This is a genomic window from Peribacillus faecalis (assembly GCF_014712675.1).
Lineage (GTDB): Bacteria > Bacillota > Bacilli > Bacillales > DSM-1321 > Bacillus_AD > Bacillus_AD faecalis.
Window position 1 is genome coordinate 169,819 of record NZ_JACXSI010000001.1, and the last position, 19,162, is coordinate 188,980.

Here is a 19,162-nt window from a genome sequence, read left to right on the forward strand (position 1 = left end):
TATTCAAAAAGGCAGCTGAAGCTTTTTAAACTTCAACTGCCTTTTTTCATTTCCAATACTTATACAATGCCTGCGTACCGCTGTTGCCTTCGCCTTGTTCATTCAGTGTTTCATACATTTTTTTGCTTAATGATAAACCGGGCGTTTCCATATCCATCGCTTCTGCTTCCTCTAAAGCAATTTGCATGTCCTTAACGAAATGCTTAATGAAGAAACCCGGAGAATAATCCTCGTTTAAAATTCTTGGTGCTAAGTTCGATAAGCTCCAACTCGCGGCTGCACCTGTGGATATGCTTTCAAGAACCTTATTCGGCTCTAACCCGGCTTTTTCCGCATAAACAATCGCTTCACATACACCTATCATATTAGATGCGATTACAATTTGGTTGCACATCTTTGTATGTTGCCCGGACCCGGCTTTACCTTGGTAAATAATATTTTCTCCCATTACTTCCAATAAAGGCTTCATATTATTAAAGACCTCTTCATCGCCGCCAACCATAATTGCGAGTTTGGCATTTTTAGCACCTATATCGCCTCCCGAAACAGGCGCATCAAGTACATATATTCCTTTTTCTTTTCCTTCATTATGTAGCTTAATTGCTAAAGACGGCTTTGATGTCGTCATATCAATGATATACAGCCCTGCTCGCCCATTCGTTATGATTCCGTTTTCCCCTAGATAAATTTCTTCGACATCATGCGGATATCCGACCATTGAAATGACGATGTCCGCTTGTTCTGCCAATTGTTTTGGCGAATCAGCCCAATTCGCCCCTTCATCCAACAACTCCATAGCCTTTTCCTTCGTTCTTGTATAAACAACTAATGGATACCCTGCCTTCATTATATGTGATGCCATGCTTTTACCCATTACGCCTATTCCGATAAATCCGACTGTTTGCTTCGACATGTATTCCACCTCAATTTCATTTTTCTTCATTATAACACACCTACTCTTGTCTCTTTCTCTTCATGCAATAGCAAAAAAAGAGAGCCTGCTTAATTCAGGCTCCGCAATCATATAGGAAAAAAGGAGAATGTAGCTAACTTTGAATGTGCAACAAAGTTTGCTTTGTTATCAAATTCCCTTTGATATATTTTTTAAACCTGATAATGTCGAAATATGCATTGAAAGATTAAAAAAGGAGCCCCTCAAAAAGGGACTCCTCAAAAATGATTAAGCTTGTACAGCCGCTTTAACAGCTTCTAATACTTCATCATTTGTTTTTAATTGCATTGCTTTTTCTGCTAATTGTTCCATATCTGCTTTAGATAGGTTTTTAATTAGAGAACGAGCTTTCAGGATTGATGTAGCACTCATTGAAAACTCATCCAGTCCTAAACCAAGAAGTAATGGAATAGCGTTTTCGTCGCCAGCCATTTCTCCGCACATTCCAGCCCATTTACCTTCTTTATGCGCTGCATCTACTACGTTTTTAACTAAACGAAGAATTGCAGGGTTGTATGGTTGGTAAAGGTATGAAATACGTTCATTCATACGGTCAGCAGCCATAGTGTATTGGATCAGGTCGTTTGTTCCGATAGAGAAGAAATCAACCTCTGTCGCAAATAGGTCAGCCATTACCGCAGTTGATGGAATCTCAACCATGATACCAACTTCGATAGAATCACTTACCGCTACACCTTCAGCTACAAGCTTTTCTTTTTCTTCAAGAAGGATTGCTTTAGCTTGACGGAATTCGCCAAGAGTCGCAATCATCGGGAACATGATTTTTAAGTTTCCGTATGTACTTGCGCGCAATAAAGCACGTAATTGCGTACGGAACATATCTTGCTCTTCTAAGCAAAGACGTACAGCACGGTACCCTAAGAACGGGTTCATTTCGTGTGGTAATTGTAAGTATGGAAGCTCTTTGTCGCCGCCAATATCCAATGTACGTACAACAACAGGTTTGCCGTCAGTCATACCTTCAAGTACAGCTTTGTATGCTTCGAATTGCTCTTCTTCTGTCGGGAAGTTGTCGCGTCCCATGTATAAGAATTCAGTACGGTATAGACCAACGCCTTCACCGCCGTTATCGATTACACCTTTAATGTCTTTAGGAGTTCCGATATTCGCAACTAATTCTACATGGTGACCATCTTTAGAAACAGTTTTTTCATTAACTAGTTTCGCCCACTCCGCTTTTTGCTCTTCATAAGCTTTTGCTTTTTGCTCATATTCAGCAATCAGTTCCGGAGTCGGGTTAATGTGAACTTGTCCGTCTAATCCATCAACGATGATGATATCGCCGTTTTGGATTGCAGAAGTCGCTTCTTTTGTCCCAACAACAGCCGGAATTTCCATAGAACGAGCCATAATAGCTGAGTGAGATGTTCTTCCGCCGATGTCAGTAGTGAACGCTTTTACGTAAGTACGATTTAATTGTGCAGTATCAGAAGGAGTTAAATCTTCTGCAACGATGATTACTTCTTCAGTTACTGTGCTTGGGTTTGGAATTTGAACACCTAAAAGGTGAGCAAGAACACGTTTCGTTACGTCACGAATGTCAGCTGCTCTTTCTTTCATATATTCGTTATCCATAGATTCGAACATAGCAACAAACATGTCAGCAGTCTCTTTAAGAGCATACTCTGCATTCACGCTGTCGCTTTTGATTTTATCTTCAATTGGTCCAAGTAATTCTGGATCATTCACAACTAGAAGATGTGCATCGAAAATAGCAGCTTTATCTGCTCCTAATTCTACTTTAGCACGATCTCTGATTGCTTGAAGTTCAGTTACAGACTTTTCAACAGCGGCTTTAAAGCGGCTTACTTCTGCGTCAACGTCTGTAACAGCTGTTTTATTTACAGTCAGATCTGGCTCAATCAAACGGTATGCTTTTGCTATTGCAATACCATTTGATGCAGCAATACCATTTAACATTGTAGTCATTATTCAGCAAGACCTTCTTTGCTTAAAGTTTCAGTTAAAGAAGCGATTGCTTCAGCAGCGTCGCTACCTTCAGCAGAAATTGTGATTTCAGCACCTTGAGCGATTCCTAAGCTCATAACGCCCATGATTGATTTAAGGTTTACTTTTTTTCCATTGTACTCCAGGTTGATATCTGATTCGAATTTACCAGCTGCTTGAACTAATAAAGTTGCTGGACGAGCATGAATCCCTGAATCTTCTATTACTTTGAATGTTTTTTGTTCCATGTATTTTCGAACTCCTTTATAATTCATGATTTAGTATTGCTGTCTTTGTTGTAAATAACCATATCTTCATCATGCCCCAAAAAAGGAAGATGTATGTTTCAACTAGTTATTATTCAAAAAAGGCTTTCAAAACTACGTCGTACATTAACGGTCAGTCATTAAAACCTAACAGCTACACCTCTTACCCAAAGTAGCATAGCACTACTGACGGAATGAAACAATGGCTTTTTCAAAACTTTTTGCATAAATAAGTATAGGTAAATAAAGTTAATGAAGATAGTGGAAAAAAATGATGTAATTGCCTTTTTAATAGTCTAAACATTTTGTATATTAAATAAATAATTGAGTAATGGACAGCGAATCAATCTTAGTAACCTGCAGTTGCCGGCAGACGGTAAATGGTGTATCACTATTGAAGCCGTCCTTAACAGCCATACATTGCTTCTGTCAGGCCGTATCGTTTGGAAGAAAACATACAGTTCTTCGTCTTACATATATGGTTTTAAATTCGATGAGGATTTTGATTACTCTAGCCTCATAACTGCCGAAGATAAACAATATGCTTCTGAAAGAAGAAGCGGGCAAAGGACCTCTTAATATTAAGAGGTCCTAAACTTTTTTAGCTCCGCGCCTCTTCCAAATACACATAAGTTGTCAAGCCGCCATGTTTGGCAATTCCTCTATAATGCTTGAAGTCTTCTCTCTTCACTAGCTGCTCACGAAACGATAAAAAATCCTCTTTCGTTACCTGAATCTCCGATAACTCTCCTTTAGATAATTTCTCCAGCAATTCATTTGCAAGCTCTATACTCATCCTACGCACCTCCACCTTCTGTGTTTACTTTTCTCAATCCACACAATTACCTATAAGCATCACTATTTTAACCACTTCATTCCCTAATATCAATTTCCTCTCCGCACAAAATGGTTAGTACTTACATAAAAGTTACAATTTTTCATCATTTCCACTTTCCGAAAATTAAAAAGTTCCAAAAAGTTCTTTACGTTTAAATGAAAATAGTGCAAACTGTAAAGTATAATTCAAAAATGTAAGAAGATGTTACATACATAAATTACTCTCTTAATATTTCATACGAGCAAACTGTTTCAACATAAGGAAATTAATAGAATGCTAAAGGTGTGATAATGATGAAGATTGCTAAAATTGGAAATTTAATTGAATTTAAAGATGGATTGCAAGGCATTGTAGAGAAAGTAAACGAAAATTCCGTAATTGTTGATCTTACATACATGGAAAACTACCGTGATCTCGAATTAGAGCAAAAAACTGTAGTAAACCATAAAAACTACAGAATTATTGAAGCATAATTGTTATTTTGCTAGGGACCGATTGTGGGATTAAATCCGAATATCCCACAACCGGTCTTTTTCCTATGCGAAAATCTAGAAAATTATTACTTTAAACGTATATTGTTGTAAAGTTTGTGAGAATAAAATACAATAACTACTGTTACGTTTGAATTCGATATACTTTTAGGAGGAAATAGTATGAAAAGATGCGCCACAGATGTTCGATTGCTTCTTGGTTTAGTCGGTGCACATATTCTAATATACATTGCTTATCATAATGATAATGTTTTTTGGTATTTATACACTGCTGCAATGCTTTTCTGTATGAGCTATGCTATTGCGGATAATAAAAAGAATGCGATTACCAAACTGCCGTTAACAAAGAATATCTTATACGGATTTATATCCGGTTTACTATTATATGCCCTTTTCTTTATAGGGAATTTATTGATTGATTGGCTTCATCTTACTGACCTGGCAAAAGACGTGAAGAATCTATATAAAGAATTCAGTCCGATTTCAGCATGGCATTACCTAGTTTTATTTGTTGTCATTATTCCCGGCGAAGAGGTTTTCTGGAGAGGTTACATTCAAAGAAAACTAAATGACTTTAAATTACAGCCTTCTTTGATAGTTATTGTTTCTGCTATTTTATACACCCTGCCGATAATTTACTCACAAAACTTGGCACTTGTTGTTGCTGCGGCAGTTGCTGGTCTCGTATGGGCCATCCTTTATCAATGGAAAAAAAGCCTGTCACTTGTAATCGCCTCACACCTTGTATTCGATTGCATATTACTACTCATTTTTCCTTTATAACCGTACATGTTAAGAGTCTGCCTTCATATTTTCAGGACAGACTCTTTGGTTTTTTTAATGCCAATAATAACAAAAACAGTAAGCATACATAGCCGAATATCGGATACAGCACGGATAGCAATGTTCGATACTGAACGACACTGATTAATAAAACTATTAAAAAGATGCCTGCAAATATCGTTAAACTCTTCCAATTTAGCACTCTTTTAAGTTGTCGTTCGAGTCCGAAAACATTACCGACAAGAGATGTGAAAATCTCTCCATAAATAACTGCGATAAAAATCCAATAAAATGGTTTTGCTAAGCTTTTCATCAGCTCAGCACTCGGAATATCAAAAAACATCATATTCGGTAAGGATAGGAGCGACACATGGCTTATAAGCAAGATGACAGTCAGACATATGCCGCCGACAATTCCCCCTCCCTTAATGATTTTTGGATCTTTAACCTCATAAGCGAGCGGTATTAACACAGCCTGTGCTAACCCAAGATTAAAAGCGCTATAAAGAAAAGGAGAAACAATTGCATCCCAATACTTCACATTTTCCGGAATTGCCAGCAAGTCAACTTGGAAATCCGGACTTTGCAGCCTCCCGACGAATAAAACGACACTAAACAAGATCATCATCGGAACTACTACTAAATTAACCCCAACTAACCCTTGAACACCCTTATGTAAAATAATTAACGCTAAACCGATTGTAAAAAAAATACCGATCATTTTCGGAATGCCCAATTGTTCTTCAAACACTGCTCCCGCACCGGACAGCATCACTGCCGTAACACCAAACAGCATCATAAAAAAAAGATAATTGACTACCAGCCCCCATTTTGGTCCAAACAAAAAGCTGTTCAATTCCTGATAGGTTTGAGCATTAATCGAAAGAGCCAATAACATTATTTTTGTGCCCAAAATGATAAATAAATAACCCGTCATAATAATACCCAGAAATCCGTATAAACCATATTGCGAAAAAAACTCAACAATTTCCCTTCCGGTTGCAAAGCCCGCACCGACAATGGTTCCTACATATACAGCGGCAATTTGAACAATCCCTGATTTTCTAGACCTCATATGTTGCCCTCCTTGCCACAGTATATGAAGAGATTGTCCAAAATAGACAAGCTATTCAAAGGTTGCATCTTCTTTTTACTTCAGCTCCCAAAATAAAATTGCGCATTTTATTGCAAATTTATGAAATATATTTACTTCTCTGCTATAATGATTTAGAATGTTTTTCTTTCATCATGTCATCACAGATATTTATTAAATTAACATAATATTCAATCAAAATATATTAATATAAGAAAGTGTGTATACATGAAGACGATTCGAAAAAATATATATCTATACTTTTTAATTATTGTATTGCCCACTATATTGGCGCTGTTCATTTTTTGGAAGTACTTATCATACCAAGAGGAATTGAACCGGATTACACAAGCAAATAACATCGTTAATCTTTACCAGCAGTATATAAATACTCTCATCAAGGAAACTAGTAAATCTTTAGATATATTAGAGCTCGTGGTAAAAAATAAACTCGATAACAATCATGCAACGATGGAATTACTGATGCTTACTAAAAAAACTGATCAGCGTTACGGAGACCTTTTTTTATTAGATAAAAATGGAGTCGTTGAGACAGGCACTACCGATAAATATAACGGCAAAAAAGCACCAGATATTTACACAGAAGACTGCTCTGCTTTAAAAGAAACATATGTGTCAGACAAAATAGAAGGCGATGAAAATTCTTATTCTTATTTCTTCGTTTGTAAGCCGATCTTAAATGAGAAATCTGATATAGAAGGCTACTTGCACGTTCAATTACGGCTTGACTACATTGCGAATGTGTTAAAAATGCTTACACCAAATGTTGCAGGGAAAATCACTAACCGGGAGAAAGAGACTATATTATTGTTAAATGGTGAAGAAAATCAAGATTCTTATAATATGAGTATTCCATTTACCGAAGTACCATGGATACTGCACTTATATATTGCAAATGAAAATCAAGGTCTGAAAATGACTTCTTTACTCAATTTCATTATCTTTTTCTTAAGCATTGCCCATATCATATTCTTTATTATTCAATATATTTTATTTAAACAAGAAGCAATTCGCCAGAAGAAATCTTTTAATAATGAAAAAATGCAGATGATTGGCACGTTGGCTGCCACAACTGCACACGAAATAAAAAATCCGCTGACAGGCATTAAGGGCCTTGTTCAACTGATGAGCGAAAAGTATAAACAGCCGGAAGATAAAATGTACTTCTCAGTCATTCAGAAAGAAATTACAAGAATCAATAAAATTGTGGACAATTTTCTTTTCCTTGGGAAACCGACAATCCATGAGCCATTCGAAATCGTCAATTTACAAGATATACTTAAAGAGATTATGCCTATACTCGAGAGTGATGCGGCCAATAGTAATATAGCCATCCGCTTTCAGTTAGATGACGAACCTTATATCGTCAATTGCTATGAAGACCAGATTAAACAAGTGATCCTCAATATAGCAAAAAACAGTTTTGAAGCTTGCAAACCCGGAGATGAGGTGATTGTAAGCATATCTGAAGAAAATGACCAAGTACAAATTATTATTCAAGATAACGGTCACGGTATGTCAAAAGAGATATTATCTAAGATTTTCGAGCCTTTCTTCACAACAAAAGATTACGGATCCGGTTTAGGTCTGTTTGTCTGTCAAAGAATCATTCATTTTTTCCAAGGAACCCTTTGCATTACCAGCAAGGAACAAGTGGGTACAACAATAAAAATCGCACTGCCTTCCAAACAAATAAATTAAAAGAAAAACCGTCACCGTTATCTAAGTTCAAATGTATATACTTATATTCCAAATAAAGCAGGGCTGCCAGTAACCACATTTCTCTACTAAGCAGTCCTGCTTTATTATTTCTTCCTTTTCTCGTTAATCATATTCTGACAACATCATAATACAATATAATAGGACAACTATTAAAATCTGAAGATAGAATGGAGAAAAGCATGGCCACTGTACTATTGGGAAGTACTTTATCAGCAATGTCCACTGGTTTGGGGGCGTTACTTGTACTATTTATCTCACAGTCTTTGACTCATAGCTTGCGTGATATTTTATTAGCATTCACCGCAGGAGTAATGATGTCTGCCTGTATGTTAGGTCTGATACCTGAGGCATTGGAGTTAGGGGGATTTGCACCTCTATGTATAGGCATTTATTTTGGAGTGGTCACATTAACAACTTTGGAAAAGCGAATCCCGCACTTGGATTTGCATCACCATGCAGGAGCTACTCAATTCGATGAAAAAGCGAGGCTGATTATTACAGCCATTATGCTTCACAACATCCCGGAAGGCTTGTCTGTCGGTGTCAGCTATGCCTCCTCCATTGAAGAAACAGGTAACTTAATTGCACTTGCGATTGGACTGCAAAATGCACCGGAAGGTTTTTTGGTTGCACTATTCCTATATAACCAAAACATTTCAAAAGTAAAAGCTTTTATAATTGCAACATTAACAGGCTCGATTGAAATTGTGACAGCGATAATCGGTTATTCTTTAGCTTCATACGTTGTCAATCTACTGCCATTCGGCTTAGCTTTTGCGGCGGGGGCTATGCTATTTATCATTTACAAAGAACTAATTCCCGAAAGTCATGGCGACGGCAATGAACGGGTTGCAACATACTCTTTCATTGTCGGCATTATAGTCATGACCTTACTACTCGATCTATAGCTTCCGGTTTTTTATTTAAGACTTAAATTTTCGTATATTTCATCCGGCTATTACAGTAATAGAATTTCATGTATATAGATTTTTTTTCACTTAAAGTCAGCATGTAGTTCTGATATTCAACAATTAACTGGTCCAGTTCCTGACTGTTTTTTAACGTTCTTTCATCTGAGTAACCATATTGATTAGCAATTGAATACATTTCACTCCTTTTTGTTTGAATGTCAACTGTTAAATCATCTAAGGATTTATCGTCTCTCATATCCCCGGCTCCTTTATCTTGTTACTCTATTACCGGATTATTACAAATTTTTATTTAAATGTAAATACATTCGCAAAAACAGACGAAATATTTGAAAATACTACATTTTAAATTTTAATTTTCGACAATTTTTCTACTTTACTTTTCTGTATCTTTCTCTCAATCAATTTAATAGGTTGCTGTCAGCAAACAAATTCGACAGCAACCTTTTTTAACAATAAATCTAGTTCCCCTTTAATCGTTGTTACAACGAAGCGGCAATTTTATCGAAAAAGTTGTCCCGACTCCTACTTCGCTTATGACATCGATTTCTCCTCCATGCTCTTTTATTATTTTATAACTCATCATTAACCCAAGCCCTGTCCCGCGCTCTTTTGTTGTATAAAAGGGCTCGCCAAGCCGCTTCAGCTTTTTCTCAGGAATTCCGCATCCTTCATCCGATACAATTAATCGCACATTCCGGTCATTACATGACTCTGTTCGAATAAATACTCTTCCGCCATTCTTCATCGATTCGATTGCATTCTTTACTAAATTAATTAATACTTGCTTGAGTTGATTAGGTTCGCAGTATAGTTCAATAGGATTTTCAGAAAGCTTCGGAATTAAATCAATATTAAACAGCAACGCCTCCCCATTTAGCAGACCAATCGTCTCTTTGACAATGACATTTAAATCCTTTTCTACATATTGGACAGCCTGTGGTTTTGCTAACACAAGAAAATCAGTTATGATCGTATCAATTCTTTTCAATTCTGATGTAATAATAGAAAAATATTTTGAATAGTCTTCTTTCACACTAGCTTCTAGCAATTGGATAAAACCTTTTAACGCAGTCATCGGATTGCGAATTTCATGTGCTATCCCTGCCGCAAGTTCGCCAACTACATTCAATGTATCCGATTTTCTGATTTGCTCCTGCATAATTAATTTCTCGGTTTCGTCACGTAAAACAGTCAAATTCATCCCGGAAAACAGATTTCTCTTCGTCAACACTTCAACATGCTTGATACTGCCGTCTTTACGTGCGAGTGTAATTCTTTCCATTAGCATATTCGGACTCTTGTTATCTCCCAAGTCTTTGCTTATTTTCTCAATCCATTCTTTATGCTCAGGATATTTCTTGATAATCTCTGGTACCGTTTTCCTTACGAGATGCTTCTTTTCCATATTTAAGATGGACAAACATGCTTCATTAATGTCTATAATACCGTTTTTATTCCATAACAAAAGCCCATCTAGCATCCCTTCGAAAATACGTCTGAATTGCTTTTCACTTCTTCTTAATTTACGTTCCATTTCATAGCGTTCACTAACGTTTCTATATATGGTGACAGCCCTGTCGCCTTCGTTTATTCTTTTACTGGAGACCTCTAATAACATATCTTTTCCTTTATGACTTCTATGAAACATTGTCTGTCTGATTGACCCTTTTTCGAGGAAGGTTTTTTTTGAATGCCAATACTTTCTATCTTTTTTCACCAATAAGTCTTCTGAACGCATCCCAATCAGCTCGTTGCGGCTCGCCTCGAATAATCGGCAAGCTACATCATTCGCTTCATATATATATCCTTTTTCGTCCAGCAAAACAATCGCTTCATTAGCTTGGTCAAAAACATATGAAAAAATTTCCTTACTCGATTTCAAATGCAACTCGATTAATTTCTTCTCCGTCACATCTTTCAGCACGCAAATATATTGGTCTTTATAGACATTGCGATAAATTGTGCATTTGAAATAATAACTTTTACCTGCAAAGGACCACTCGAACGTGCTGCTTATTTTCCCAAGATCCTTTAATACTCCCCATTCATTCAGCCATTTTCTTTTTGAGTCTGCCTGTAAGAACTCATAAAACTTTCTTCCGACAAACTCCGGCTTATCAATCATCACTAAAGACAGAAAAGCCCTGTTCGCCTCAATAATTGAACCATCCTTATCGAGAATCATCATTCCCTCGGTGACTAAAGTGAAGATATCTTTAAAGATCCCGGCGGAAATCATATAATCTTTCTCTTGCTTCTTTATTGCAGTAATATCCCGTAGTGTAAAATAATAAAGATTGCCGTCGAATTGCGCTTGGAACTCTATATGCTTATATGTATTCTGCTGATTAAGAAACAGCCATTCATCTTTGTAGCTACCCTGACTCCGAACTAATTTCAATTGGTCTTCAAGTATGTCTAGTGGAATCTGTTCCAATAAATTTTTGAGAGACCAAGATTGATCGTATGTATCTCTTGCAATTTCCATAAATAGTTGCTTTGCCTGATGGTTGAGCTGAATGATTTCCAGATGACGATTCACAACCATTAGAGGCGATTTAGATGAATGAAAGAAGAAATGGTACGCCTTAAACTGCGCTTCATCCATCTGTTCATCGACTTTATCTTCTATATACGCTCCATTGAACTCCATGTGCTTCTCCCCTTATCCTCCACCTGTTCATAACTATTATCATTTTACCAAATTCACACAACTATAGGATAATTTATTTAATTATTGCTTCAAATACCATTTTATTTCCCATTAACATAAAAATAGCGCCCATAGCAGCATTACTGCTGCAGGAGCGCTATTTTTATTATATATAGTTAGACCAAGAAGTTTATCAAAAATGGAAAAGGACCGGTGACGGTTTTTCTTCATGTCTAACCTTACACCTGCCATGCTCGGAGTGTAAGCCGTGCCGGCTAGGAAGTCAAAAAGCGGATTTCCTATCCGTCCCGTCTTACATCTAACGCATGGCTCCTTTTCCATTGAAGTAAAGTCAGAGAAGTTTATCTAAAATGGAAAAGGACCGGTGACGGTTTTTCTCATTGTCTAACCTTACACCTGCCATGCTATGTCCTAAGCCACCCCACCCAAGAAACCAAAATCGGGTTTCTTGTGCGGTTCGTCTTAGTCCTCCCGCATGGCTCCTTTTCCATTGAAGTAAAGTCAAAGAAGCTGATCAAAAATGGAAAGGAACGGTGACGGTTTTTCTATAAACTTGGATGTTCGTGTTTAGCTTGCAGCACTTGCCATCTGCGCTCTACTTCTTGTTTGAATTCATCCAACAGAGGCTGATTTTCAGGTTTCAGCATATGCTTTGTTTTGCCCATATAAGAAAGCCAATCTTCTAACGGAATGCGTTTCTTTCTCGCTTCCGGATTGTAAGTGATTGTCGTTTCTCCGCGCTCTACTTCATATAACGGGAAGAAGCACGAGTTTACGGCACTTTCCATAATGACATTGCCGTATCTGTCTTCAGACTTCCAGTTCAGCGGACATGTAATTAAGATTTTGCCATACACCATACCGACATTTTGCGCATACCATTGTGCCTTCGCCGCTTTCTTCACTAAATCTTGCGGAAATGCTTCGCTGCCTGTAAACACGTACGGAATATTCGTAGCGGCCATAATTTGTGCCGTATCTTTATGGTGGAATGCTTTACCTTGTTCTTTTTTCCCTACCCCTGTAGTGCTTGTCATATGACCGAACGGAGTTGAATAAGACATTTGCGAACCGGTATTCATATATCCTTCATTGTCATATTCCAGGATAATCAGTTTATGGTTACGAAGTGCTGTACCGATTGCCGAACCCATTCCAATATCCATTCCGCCATCACCAGTTACCATAACAAACGTCACATCGTCACTCACTTCAATTTCGCCGCGACGTTTCAGCTCAAAGAAAGCTTCCACTGTACCGGAAAGTGTCGCTGCTCCATTTTGGAACAGATTGTGTATCATTGTTTGTTTATGAGATGAATGCGGATAAGCAGTTGTTGTAACATACGCGCACCCTGTTTGGAATAAGACTACTATATCGCCTTCGATCCCTTTAAAGAACAGCTCCAATCCAGAGAAAATTCCGCAGCCAGGGCATGCACCATGCCCTGGAGCCAGACGCTTCGGCTTCGCAGTCAACGCTCTTAAAGGAGGTATTCTCACTTTAAGCTTGCCGTCTTCCTGAGGTTCGACATGGATCAGACCTGATTTGAAAGCATCCCCATACACCGGCTCGATGACAGGCTGAAGCGCATCTTCTTCTTCGCCTGGATAGTGACCAAAATAATCGAATGCAGCAGGCGTGTTACCTTCACTAGCAGCAATAGCCATTTCAAAGAATGCAATCGCATCTTCTGTATAAAAATCTTTCCCACCCAAGCCAAATACGCGGCTTAACACGATTGTTTCATTGTCTTTATCTTCCTGAAGCGCCGCTTTCACTTCCTGCGTCAAGTTCGCACCGTGAGCTCCATATGAATCGGCTCTTTCACCTACTAATAATGTCTTCACATTTTTCAAGGCCGCTCTCAGTTCTTCAGCCGGGAACGGACGTATGATTGTCGGACTGACAACACCTGCTTTAATGCCTTGTTTGCGTAGTTGATCGACCGCGTCTTTTGCTGTTTCCGCCGCTGAATTAACAAGGAATAAAGCCACTTCTGCATCTTCCATCATATACGTATCTAGCACATTGTATTTTCTTCCGGAAATTAAGCTGTATTCTTTCGCCACTTCTTTAAAGACATCATGCGCTGCATACATCGCTTCCGATTGCTGATAATGGTTATTCAACAGATCATCACCGTTCATGTGTGCCCCAATTGTAACTGGTTTTTTCGGATCGCGAGCAAAGTTATATTGCGTTGGGCATTCGCCTACAAAGTCACGAACAATCGCACTGTCTTTGAAATAGTCAACTTTACGTTTTTGATGAGACGTAAAGAAACCGTCATAAGCGACAATGACAGGCAAACGAACATCTGCATGCTCAGCTATTTTCAATGCCATAATGTTCATATCATAAACAGCTTGCGGAGTGCTCGCCGTTAAAATGACCCAGCCTGTATTCAGTGCAAAGTAAAGGTCTGAATGATCGCCGCGAATATCAAGCGGTCCGGAAATCGAACGTGTCACAAGGTTCATAACCATCGGGAAGCGCGTTCCTGATTGAACCGGCAATTGCTCAAGCATGTACATAAGACCATTTGCGCTTGTCGCGTTGAATACACGCGCCCCTGTAACAGCGGCACCGTAGCAAATACCGGCAGAGCCATGCTCGCCGTCAGCAGCAATCAACTTAATATCATGCTCGCCTCTCGCTCCCATCGCATCAAGCAATTGCGCAATTTCAGTAGACGGTGTGATTGGATAATAACCCATTAGGTGATAATTAATTTGCGCTGCAGCTAAAGCCGCCATTTCATTACCGGATTCAAAGGTTGTCACTTGTGTGAGTGCTTTTACTTCTTTTTCAATAACCGCCATTACTTAGCACCTCCTGCAATCAATGAGAACTCATGCTTTACTGTATGCTCATCCGCATAGTTTAACGTTTCTCTAATTTCGGTTAACGAGCTTGTCGGACAAGCTTCGACACATTTCAAGCACCCTTTGCAATATTGGTAGTCGATGCCTTGCAAGAACATCATTTTACGGCCGCGTTTGTCTTCTCCCTCTTTCCATACGAAACAAAGATCAGGGCAAACAGTATCGCACTGCGCACAATGAATGCATGTTTCACTGTTGAATGCCGGCAAATACCCTTGACGGGACCCGCTCATGTCTTTCAGCAAACTGTTTGCCTGAGCTGTCATCACACCGCCGATTGCTTGTGTTTTATAACCTAGTTTAGAACGTGTTTTCTCGAATGGTTTTATTATATGGTTACTTTCCGCTTCATACGTTTTAAACGTCACTTCATTGTATCCGCGATCAAAGGTTTTAATATTAGGTTCCACTAAATGCGGGTATTTTTTTTCGAACGTTTTGCGGATGACCGCACGCATCGCATCCGGATCAAGGAAATCACAAATACGAAATAAAGCGCCGAGCATCGCTGTATTGACTTTCGTTTTTTCTTCTACAGCAATACCTAGTGCATCAATAATCGCAAGCGTGCCATTACCCATGCCTAAATCATTTTTCACACTCTCAAAATCACGCGTTGAATTGACTAGCACAATTCCGTTCGGTCGCAAGCCGCTGACAACATCGACCATTTTATATAAAGCTTCATGGAAGATACCGATTATGTGAGGTTCTTCAATTGGACTGTGATCGCGAATCTCCACATCCGGATCACAAAAGCGAATAAAGCTTTTTACTGGGGAACCTTTCTTCTCAGAACCGTATGATGAGAAGTTGCTTCCATTCAACCCTAGACCAAGCACGCCAGCTTCTGCGAGCATTTTCCCGGCTAAGTTCGCTCCTAATCCCCCAATTGATTCAAGACGGATTTCAAAGAATCCTAAATCATTTTTTGCTGGTAATAAGGACATACTCTTCCCCCTCTTACATTTTTCTTTCTATTATATGTGAAACAATTCACTTAAAGGTCGAAATCTTTAAACAGATTCGAACTGAAACATGAAACAGATTACATTATACATAAGAATGTATATTTAATAATAACTAAATCACAAAAACAGAATATACATTCCTATTATAACAGAACAAAGATGCACTTCCTTATATAATTCAAACCAAATTAATGCCACTGTTTTCCTTTTCAAGGTGAAATTCGACTATTTCGCTTCTGCACCTTACGTGTGTTAGAATACATTCATACTTTTTTGAAAGGAGATTTCGTACTACTAATGAAAGTAATTGCTACTACACTGAATGCGAAATACATCCATACAAGTTTATCTATTCGTTATTTAAAGGCATATGCTGCTCCTGAATTCGACATTGAAATTCCTGAATATACAATTAAAGACCCAACGATTAATATCGTAACGGACTTATATACAAGAAAAGCTGATGTCATCGGTTTCAGCTGCTACATTTGGAATATTGAAGAAACGATTAAAATTATCAGTTTGCTGAAGAAAGTGCAACCCGAGGTTACTGTCGTACTCGGCGGCCCGGAGGTTTCCTATGACGTGGATTACTGGATGGAGCGCATCCCAGACGCAGACTACATCGTCATCGGCGAAGGAGAAAAAACATTTAAACAGCTTCTCACTCACCTATCCGGCAATGAAAGCATTGAGCAAATAGGTGGTATTGCTTACAGAAATCATGGCAAGTCGATCATTAAACCACATAACGACAAGCTTAACCTTAAGGAAATTCCTTCTCCATACCGTTTCATAGAAGATCGAGATGACTTATCGAAACGGGTTGTTTATATGGAAACGAGCCGTGGCTGCCCGTTTAATTGTCAGTTTTGCTTATCTTCTATTGAAATTGGAGTCCGTTATTTTGACCGTGAAAAAATTAAAGATGATATTCGTTATTTAATGGAAAACGGCGCAAAAACTATAAAATTTGTTGATCGTACCTTTAATATCAGCCGCAGCTACGCAATGGAGATGTTTCAATTCCTTATCGATGAACATGTACCGGGCTGCGTCTTTCAATTTGAAATCACAGCTGATATTATGCGCCCTGAAGTAATTGAGTTTTTAAACAAAAACGCCCCTGCCGGACTGTTCCGATTTGAAATTGGCGTACAATCAACAAATGACTATACGAACGAGCTAGTAAAAAGAAAGCAAAACTTCGAGAAGCTGACGCGAACAGTCACACTCGTCAAAAACGGCGGTAAAATTGATCAGCATCTTGACTTGATTGCTGGTCTTCCAGAGGAGAATTATGATTCATTCAAACAAACGTTTAACGATGTGTTCGCTTTAGGACCGGAAGAGCTACAGCTCGGCTTCCTGAAAATGCTGCGCGGAACAGGCTTACGCATCCGCAGCGATGAATACGGCTATGTGTACAGTGATACATCGCCATATGAAATTGTCTCGAATAACGTCTTGAGTTTCGATGATATCATTAAAATTAAGCAAGTAGAGGATGTACTCGAAAAATATTGGAATGACCATCGCATGGATACTACACTAAGTTATTTAACCGACCATGCTTTCCCTACTCCATTCGATTTCTTCCAGGATTTCGGTTTGTATTGGGAAGCACAAGGCTGGTCAAAAATCGGTCATCAACTAGAGGATCTGTTCAAAAGACTGAATGCCTTCTTGAAGCAAATAGACATGCCGAACCTTGAAAGAATAACTGATCTAATGAAAATTGATTATTTATCTCAACATAAGTTCAAGCCGAGAAAACCTTGGTGGAAAGATACACTGTCACAAGAAGATCGTTCGAAGTATTACCAACTTATTCAAAGTAACCCATCTATACTTGGAGAAGCATTTGTCAGTCTGCAATTGCATCAAAAAGAGCTGCACAAGCATACCATTCTTGAGCAGCTTCAGTATGACAGCAGCGAGCCGAACGCTCCAAAAGGCAAGAAACTTCTTCTAGCCTTTTTCAACCCGAACGGAAGCGGCAGTCAGCTATTTATTGCCGACCTATAGAAAAACCAGCACCGGTCCTTTTTCATTTTTGATCAGCTTCTTTCTTTGACTTTACTTCAATGGAAAAGGAGCCATGCGGCAGATGTAAGACGGGACGGATGAGAAATCCGCTTTTTGATTTCCTAGCCGGCACGGCAGCCTCTAAAAGTCGAACTCCGACTATTTAGAGGCTCTTCTTTTTTTATCAGCTTTTCACAAATTCTCCCTTATTGTGACTTTTCTTACTGAAATTAAAAATTGACAATTTTTATTCACAATTAAAATGAAAATTTTATTAGATTATGGAAAATTGCTCAAACATACCCAAAAACCTCAAAGTCGCCTAATTTTATCTTCACAATAAGTTATGGTAAAATAATATTAAGAATATATATTTTATAGAAAATATTATAAAAATATTAATAAATACAGAAAATATTTAATATTTTTTTCCTTCACAAATTTGTCACAAGTATGTTTTGTTTGTATTTTTTAAATTCTATTTATATAGTAAAACAGAGATAACGATTTTATATTGTTATATCTACATAGTTGCTTTTAAAAATATTAGAAAAAAACTATGTTTTGAAAGCAGCTGCAAACAAAATTTGCACATCTTAATCACAGAAGGAAGGGGTACACTTATGAAGAAAAAGTGGTCTGTCATTTTACTTACTCTTGTAACCGCTGTCGTTATGTCAGCGTGTGAAAAACCACTTGTTTTCCAACCGAACGGACCGGTTTCTGAAATGTTATCAGATACGATTGTCTTGTCCATTATCACAATGGCTTTCATCGTATTTATCGTGTTCGCTCTACTAGTTTACATGCTTGTTAAATTCAGAGCATCTAAACAACCAAAGGACTATGTTCCACCACACATGGAAGGTAGCCACACTTTAGAAGTCATTTGGACTTCAATTCCTATTATCATCGTAGCTTTCTTGGCCGTTGTTACAGTTAAATCTGTTTATTCACATGAAGGCATTCCAGAAGGCTATGAAGATCAAGAGCCTTTAGTTATTTATGCTTCTACTTCTAACTGGAAATGGCATTTCTCATATCCAGAAGAGAATATTGAAACAATTAACTATGTGAACATCCCGACAGACCGTCCGGTAGAATTCCGTCTCTATGCTTTCGGTCCTATTACAAGCTTCTGGGTACCGCAACTTGGTGGACAAAAGTACGCGATGAGCGACATGGTCACTAGCGTAACTTTCGTTGCCGACGATGCGATGTCAATGGAAGGTAAAAACTCTAGCTTCTCAGGACGCGGCTTTGACCAAATGCAATTCGAAGTATTGTCAATGACACCTGCTGACTATGAAGAGTGGGTAAATGACGTAAAAGCCAATGAAGAAGAGTTAACAGAAGAAAGATGGGATGAAATCCTAGATGCTGAATTCCTGGGCAGAGAAACATACACAGGAACTCACCTAGAGTACGATCCGGCACCAGAAGGCGAGAACGCTGGACATAATCACGGTGAAGATAACTCAAAAACAATCAATGAAGATGATACAGAATCTCACGATCACAATCATTGATAACGT

Annotated in this window: 15 protein-coding genes; 6 read left to right on the forward strand and 9 right to left on the reverse strand. The window is 38.3% G+C overall.

The genetic code is table 11. From position 1 onward, the window contains the following. Window positions 1-46: 46 nt before the first annotated feature. The 4 genes from IEO70_RS00820 to IEO70_RS00835 form a co-directional block, all read right to left on the reverse strand. The gene (locus tag IEO70_RS00820; protein ID WP_190996456.1) at window positions 47-943 is read right to left on the reverse strand and encodes an NAD(P)-dependent oxidoreductase; all 897 of its coding nucleotides are present in this window, start codon (window positions 941-943) and stop codon (window positions 47-49) included. A 237-nt stretch (window positions 944-1,180) separates the two neighbouring features. Further along, window positions 1,181-2,902, reverse strand: a complete 1,722-nt coding sequence (gene ptsP / locus IEO70_RS00825) for a phosphoenolpyruvate--protein phosphotransferase (protein WP_190996457.1) — start codon at window positions 2,900-2,902, stop codon at window positions 1,181-1,183. Then, on the reverse strand, window positions 2,902-3,168 hold the full coding sequence (locus IEO70_RS00830) for a phosphocarrier protein HPr (RefSeq protein ID WP_190996458.1): 267 nt from the start codon (window positions 3,166-3,168) through the stop codon (window positions 2,902-2,904). The genes ptsP and IEO70_RS00830 overlap by 1 nt, the downstream gene beginning before the upstream one ends. A gap of 619 nt (window positions 3,169-3,787) precedes the next feature. Continuing rightward, the gene (locus IEO70_RS00835) at window positions 3,788-3,982 is read right to left on the reverse strand and encodes a hypothetical protein (protein ID WP_190996459.1); all 195 of its coding nucleotides are present in this window, start codon (window positions 3,980-3,982) and stop codon (window positions 3,788-3,790) included. Between the two features lie 335 nt (window positions 3,983-4,317). On the opposite strand from IEO70_RS00835, the gene IEO70_RS00840 reads away from it, so the two are divergent. Then, window positions 4,318-4,497, forward strand: a complete 180-nt coding sequence (locus IEO70_RS00840; protein ID WP_190996546.1) for a YkvS family protein — start codon at window positions 4,318-4,320, stop codon at window positions 4,495-4,497. A 180-nt stretch (window positions 4,498-4,677) separates the two neighbouring features. Next, complete coding sequence (locus tag IEO70_RS00845) at window positions 4,678-5,298, forward strand: CPBP family glutamic-type intramembrane protease (protein WP_190996460.1); 621 nt, start codon at window positions 4,678-4,680, stop codon at window positions 5,296-5,298. A gap of 31 nt (window positions 5,299-5,329) precedes the next feature. On the opposite strand, the gene IEO70_RS00850 is transcribed toward IEO70_RS00845, so the two are convergent. Beyond that, on the reverse strand, window positions 5,330-6,373 hold the full coding sequence (locus tag IEO70_RS00850) for a YkvI family membrane protein (RefSeq protein ID WP_190996461.1): 1,044 nt from the start codon (window positions 6,371-6,373) through the stop codon (window positions 5,330-5,332). A 246-nt stretch (window positions 6,374-6,619) separates the two neighbouring features. Between IEO70_RS00850 and IEO70_RS00855 the strand changes: the two genes are divergently transcribed. Further along, complete coding sequence (locus IEO70_RS00855) at window positions 6,620-8,113, forward strand: ATP-binding protein (RefSeq protein ID WP_190996462.1); 1,494 nt, start codon at window positions 6,620-6,622, stop codon at window positions 8,111-8,113. A gap of 200 nt (window positions 8,114-8,313) precedes the next feature. Then, entirely contained in the window at window positions 8,314-9,042 is a 729-nt protein-coding gene (locus IEO70_RS00860; RefSeq protein ID WP_190996463.1) for a ZIP family metal transporter, read from the forward strand. 22 nt (window positions 9,043-9,064) lie between these two features. Here the strand turns inward: IEO70_RS00860 and IEO70_RS00865 are convergent, their stop codons facing one another. The 4 genes from IEO70_RS00865 to IEO70_RS00880 all read right to left on the reverse strand — a co-directional run bounded on the left by IEO70_RS00865 (window position 9,065) and on the right by IEO70_RS00880 (window position 15,578). Next, complete coding sequence (locus IEO70_RS00865; RefSeq protein ID WP_190996464.1) at window positions 9,065-9,301, reverse strand: aspartyl-phosphate phosphatase Spo0E family protein; 237 nt, start codon at window positions 9,299-9,301, stop codon at window positions 9,065-9,067. A gap of 234 nt (window positions 9,302-9,535) precedes the next feature. After that, complete coding sequence (locus IEO70_RS00870) at window positions 9,536-11,719, reverse strand: PAS domain S-box protein (protein ID WP_190996465.1); 2,184 nt, start codon at window positions 11,717-11,719, stop codon at window positions 9,536-9,538. A gap of 566 nt (window positions 11,720-12,285) precedes the next feature. Next, a complete protein-coding gene (locus IEO70_RS00875) occupies window positions 12,286-14,565 on the reverse strand; it encodes a thiamine pyrophosphate-dependent enzyme (RefSeq protein ID WP_190996466.1) in 2,280 nt (759 codons plus the stop codon). Beyond that, complete coding sequence (locus tag IEO70_RS00880; protein ID WP_190996467.1) at window positions 14,565-15,578, reverse strand: 2-oxoacid:acceptor oxidoreductase family protein; 1,014 nt, start codon at window positions 15,576-15,578, stop codon at window positions 14,565-14,567. The genes IEO70_RS00875 and IEO70_RS00880 overlap by 1 nt, the downstream gene beginning before the upstream one ends. A gap of 318 nt (window positions 15,579-15,896) precedes the next feature. Between IEO70_RS00880 and IEO70_RS00885 the strand changes: the two genes are divergently transcribed. After that, complete coding sequence (locus IEO70_RS00885) at window positions 15,897-17,627, forward strand: B12-binding domain-containing radical SAM protein (protein WP_190996468.1); 1,731 nt, start codon at window positions 15,897-15,899, stop codon at window positions 17,625-17,627. 623 nt (window positions 17,628-18,250) lie between these two features. Next, window positions 18,251-19,156, forward strand: a complete 906-nt coding sequence (gene qoxA, locus IEO70_RS00890) for a cytochrome aa3 quinol oxidase subunit II (protein WP_190996469.1) — start codon at window positions 18,251-18,253, stop codon at window positions 19,154-19,156. Window positions 19,157-19,162: the final 6 nt, after the last annotated feature.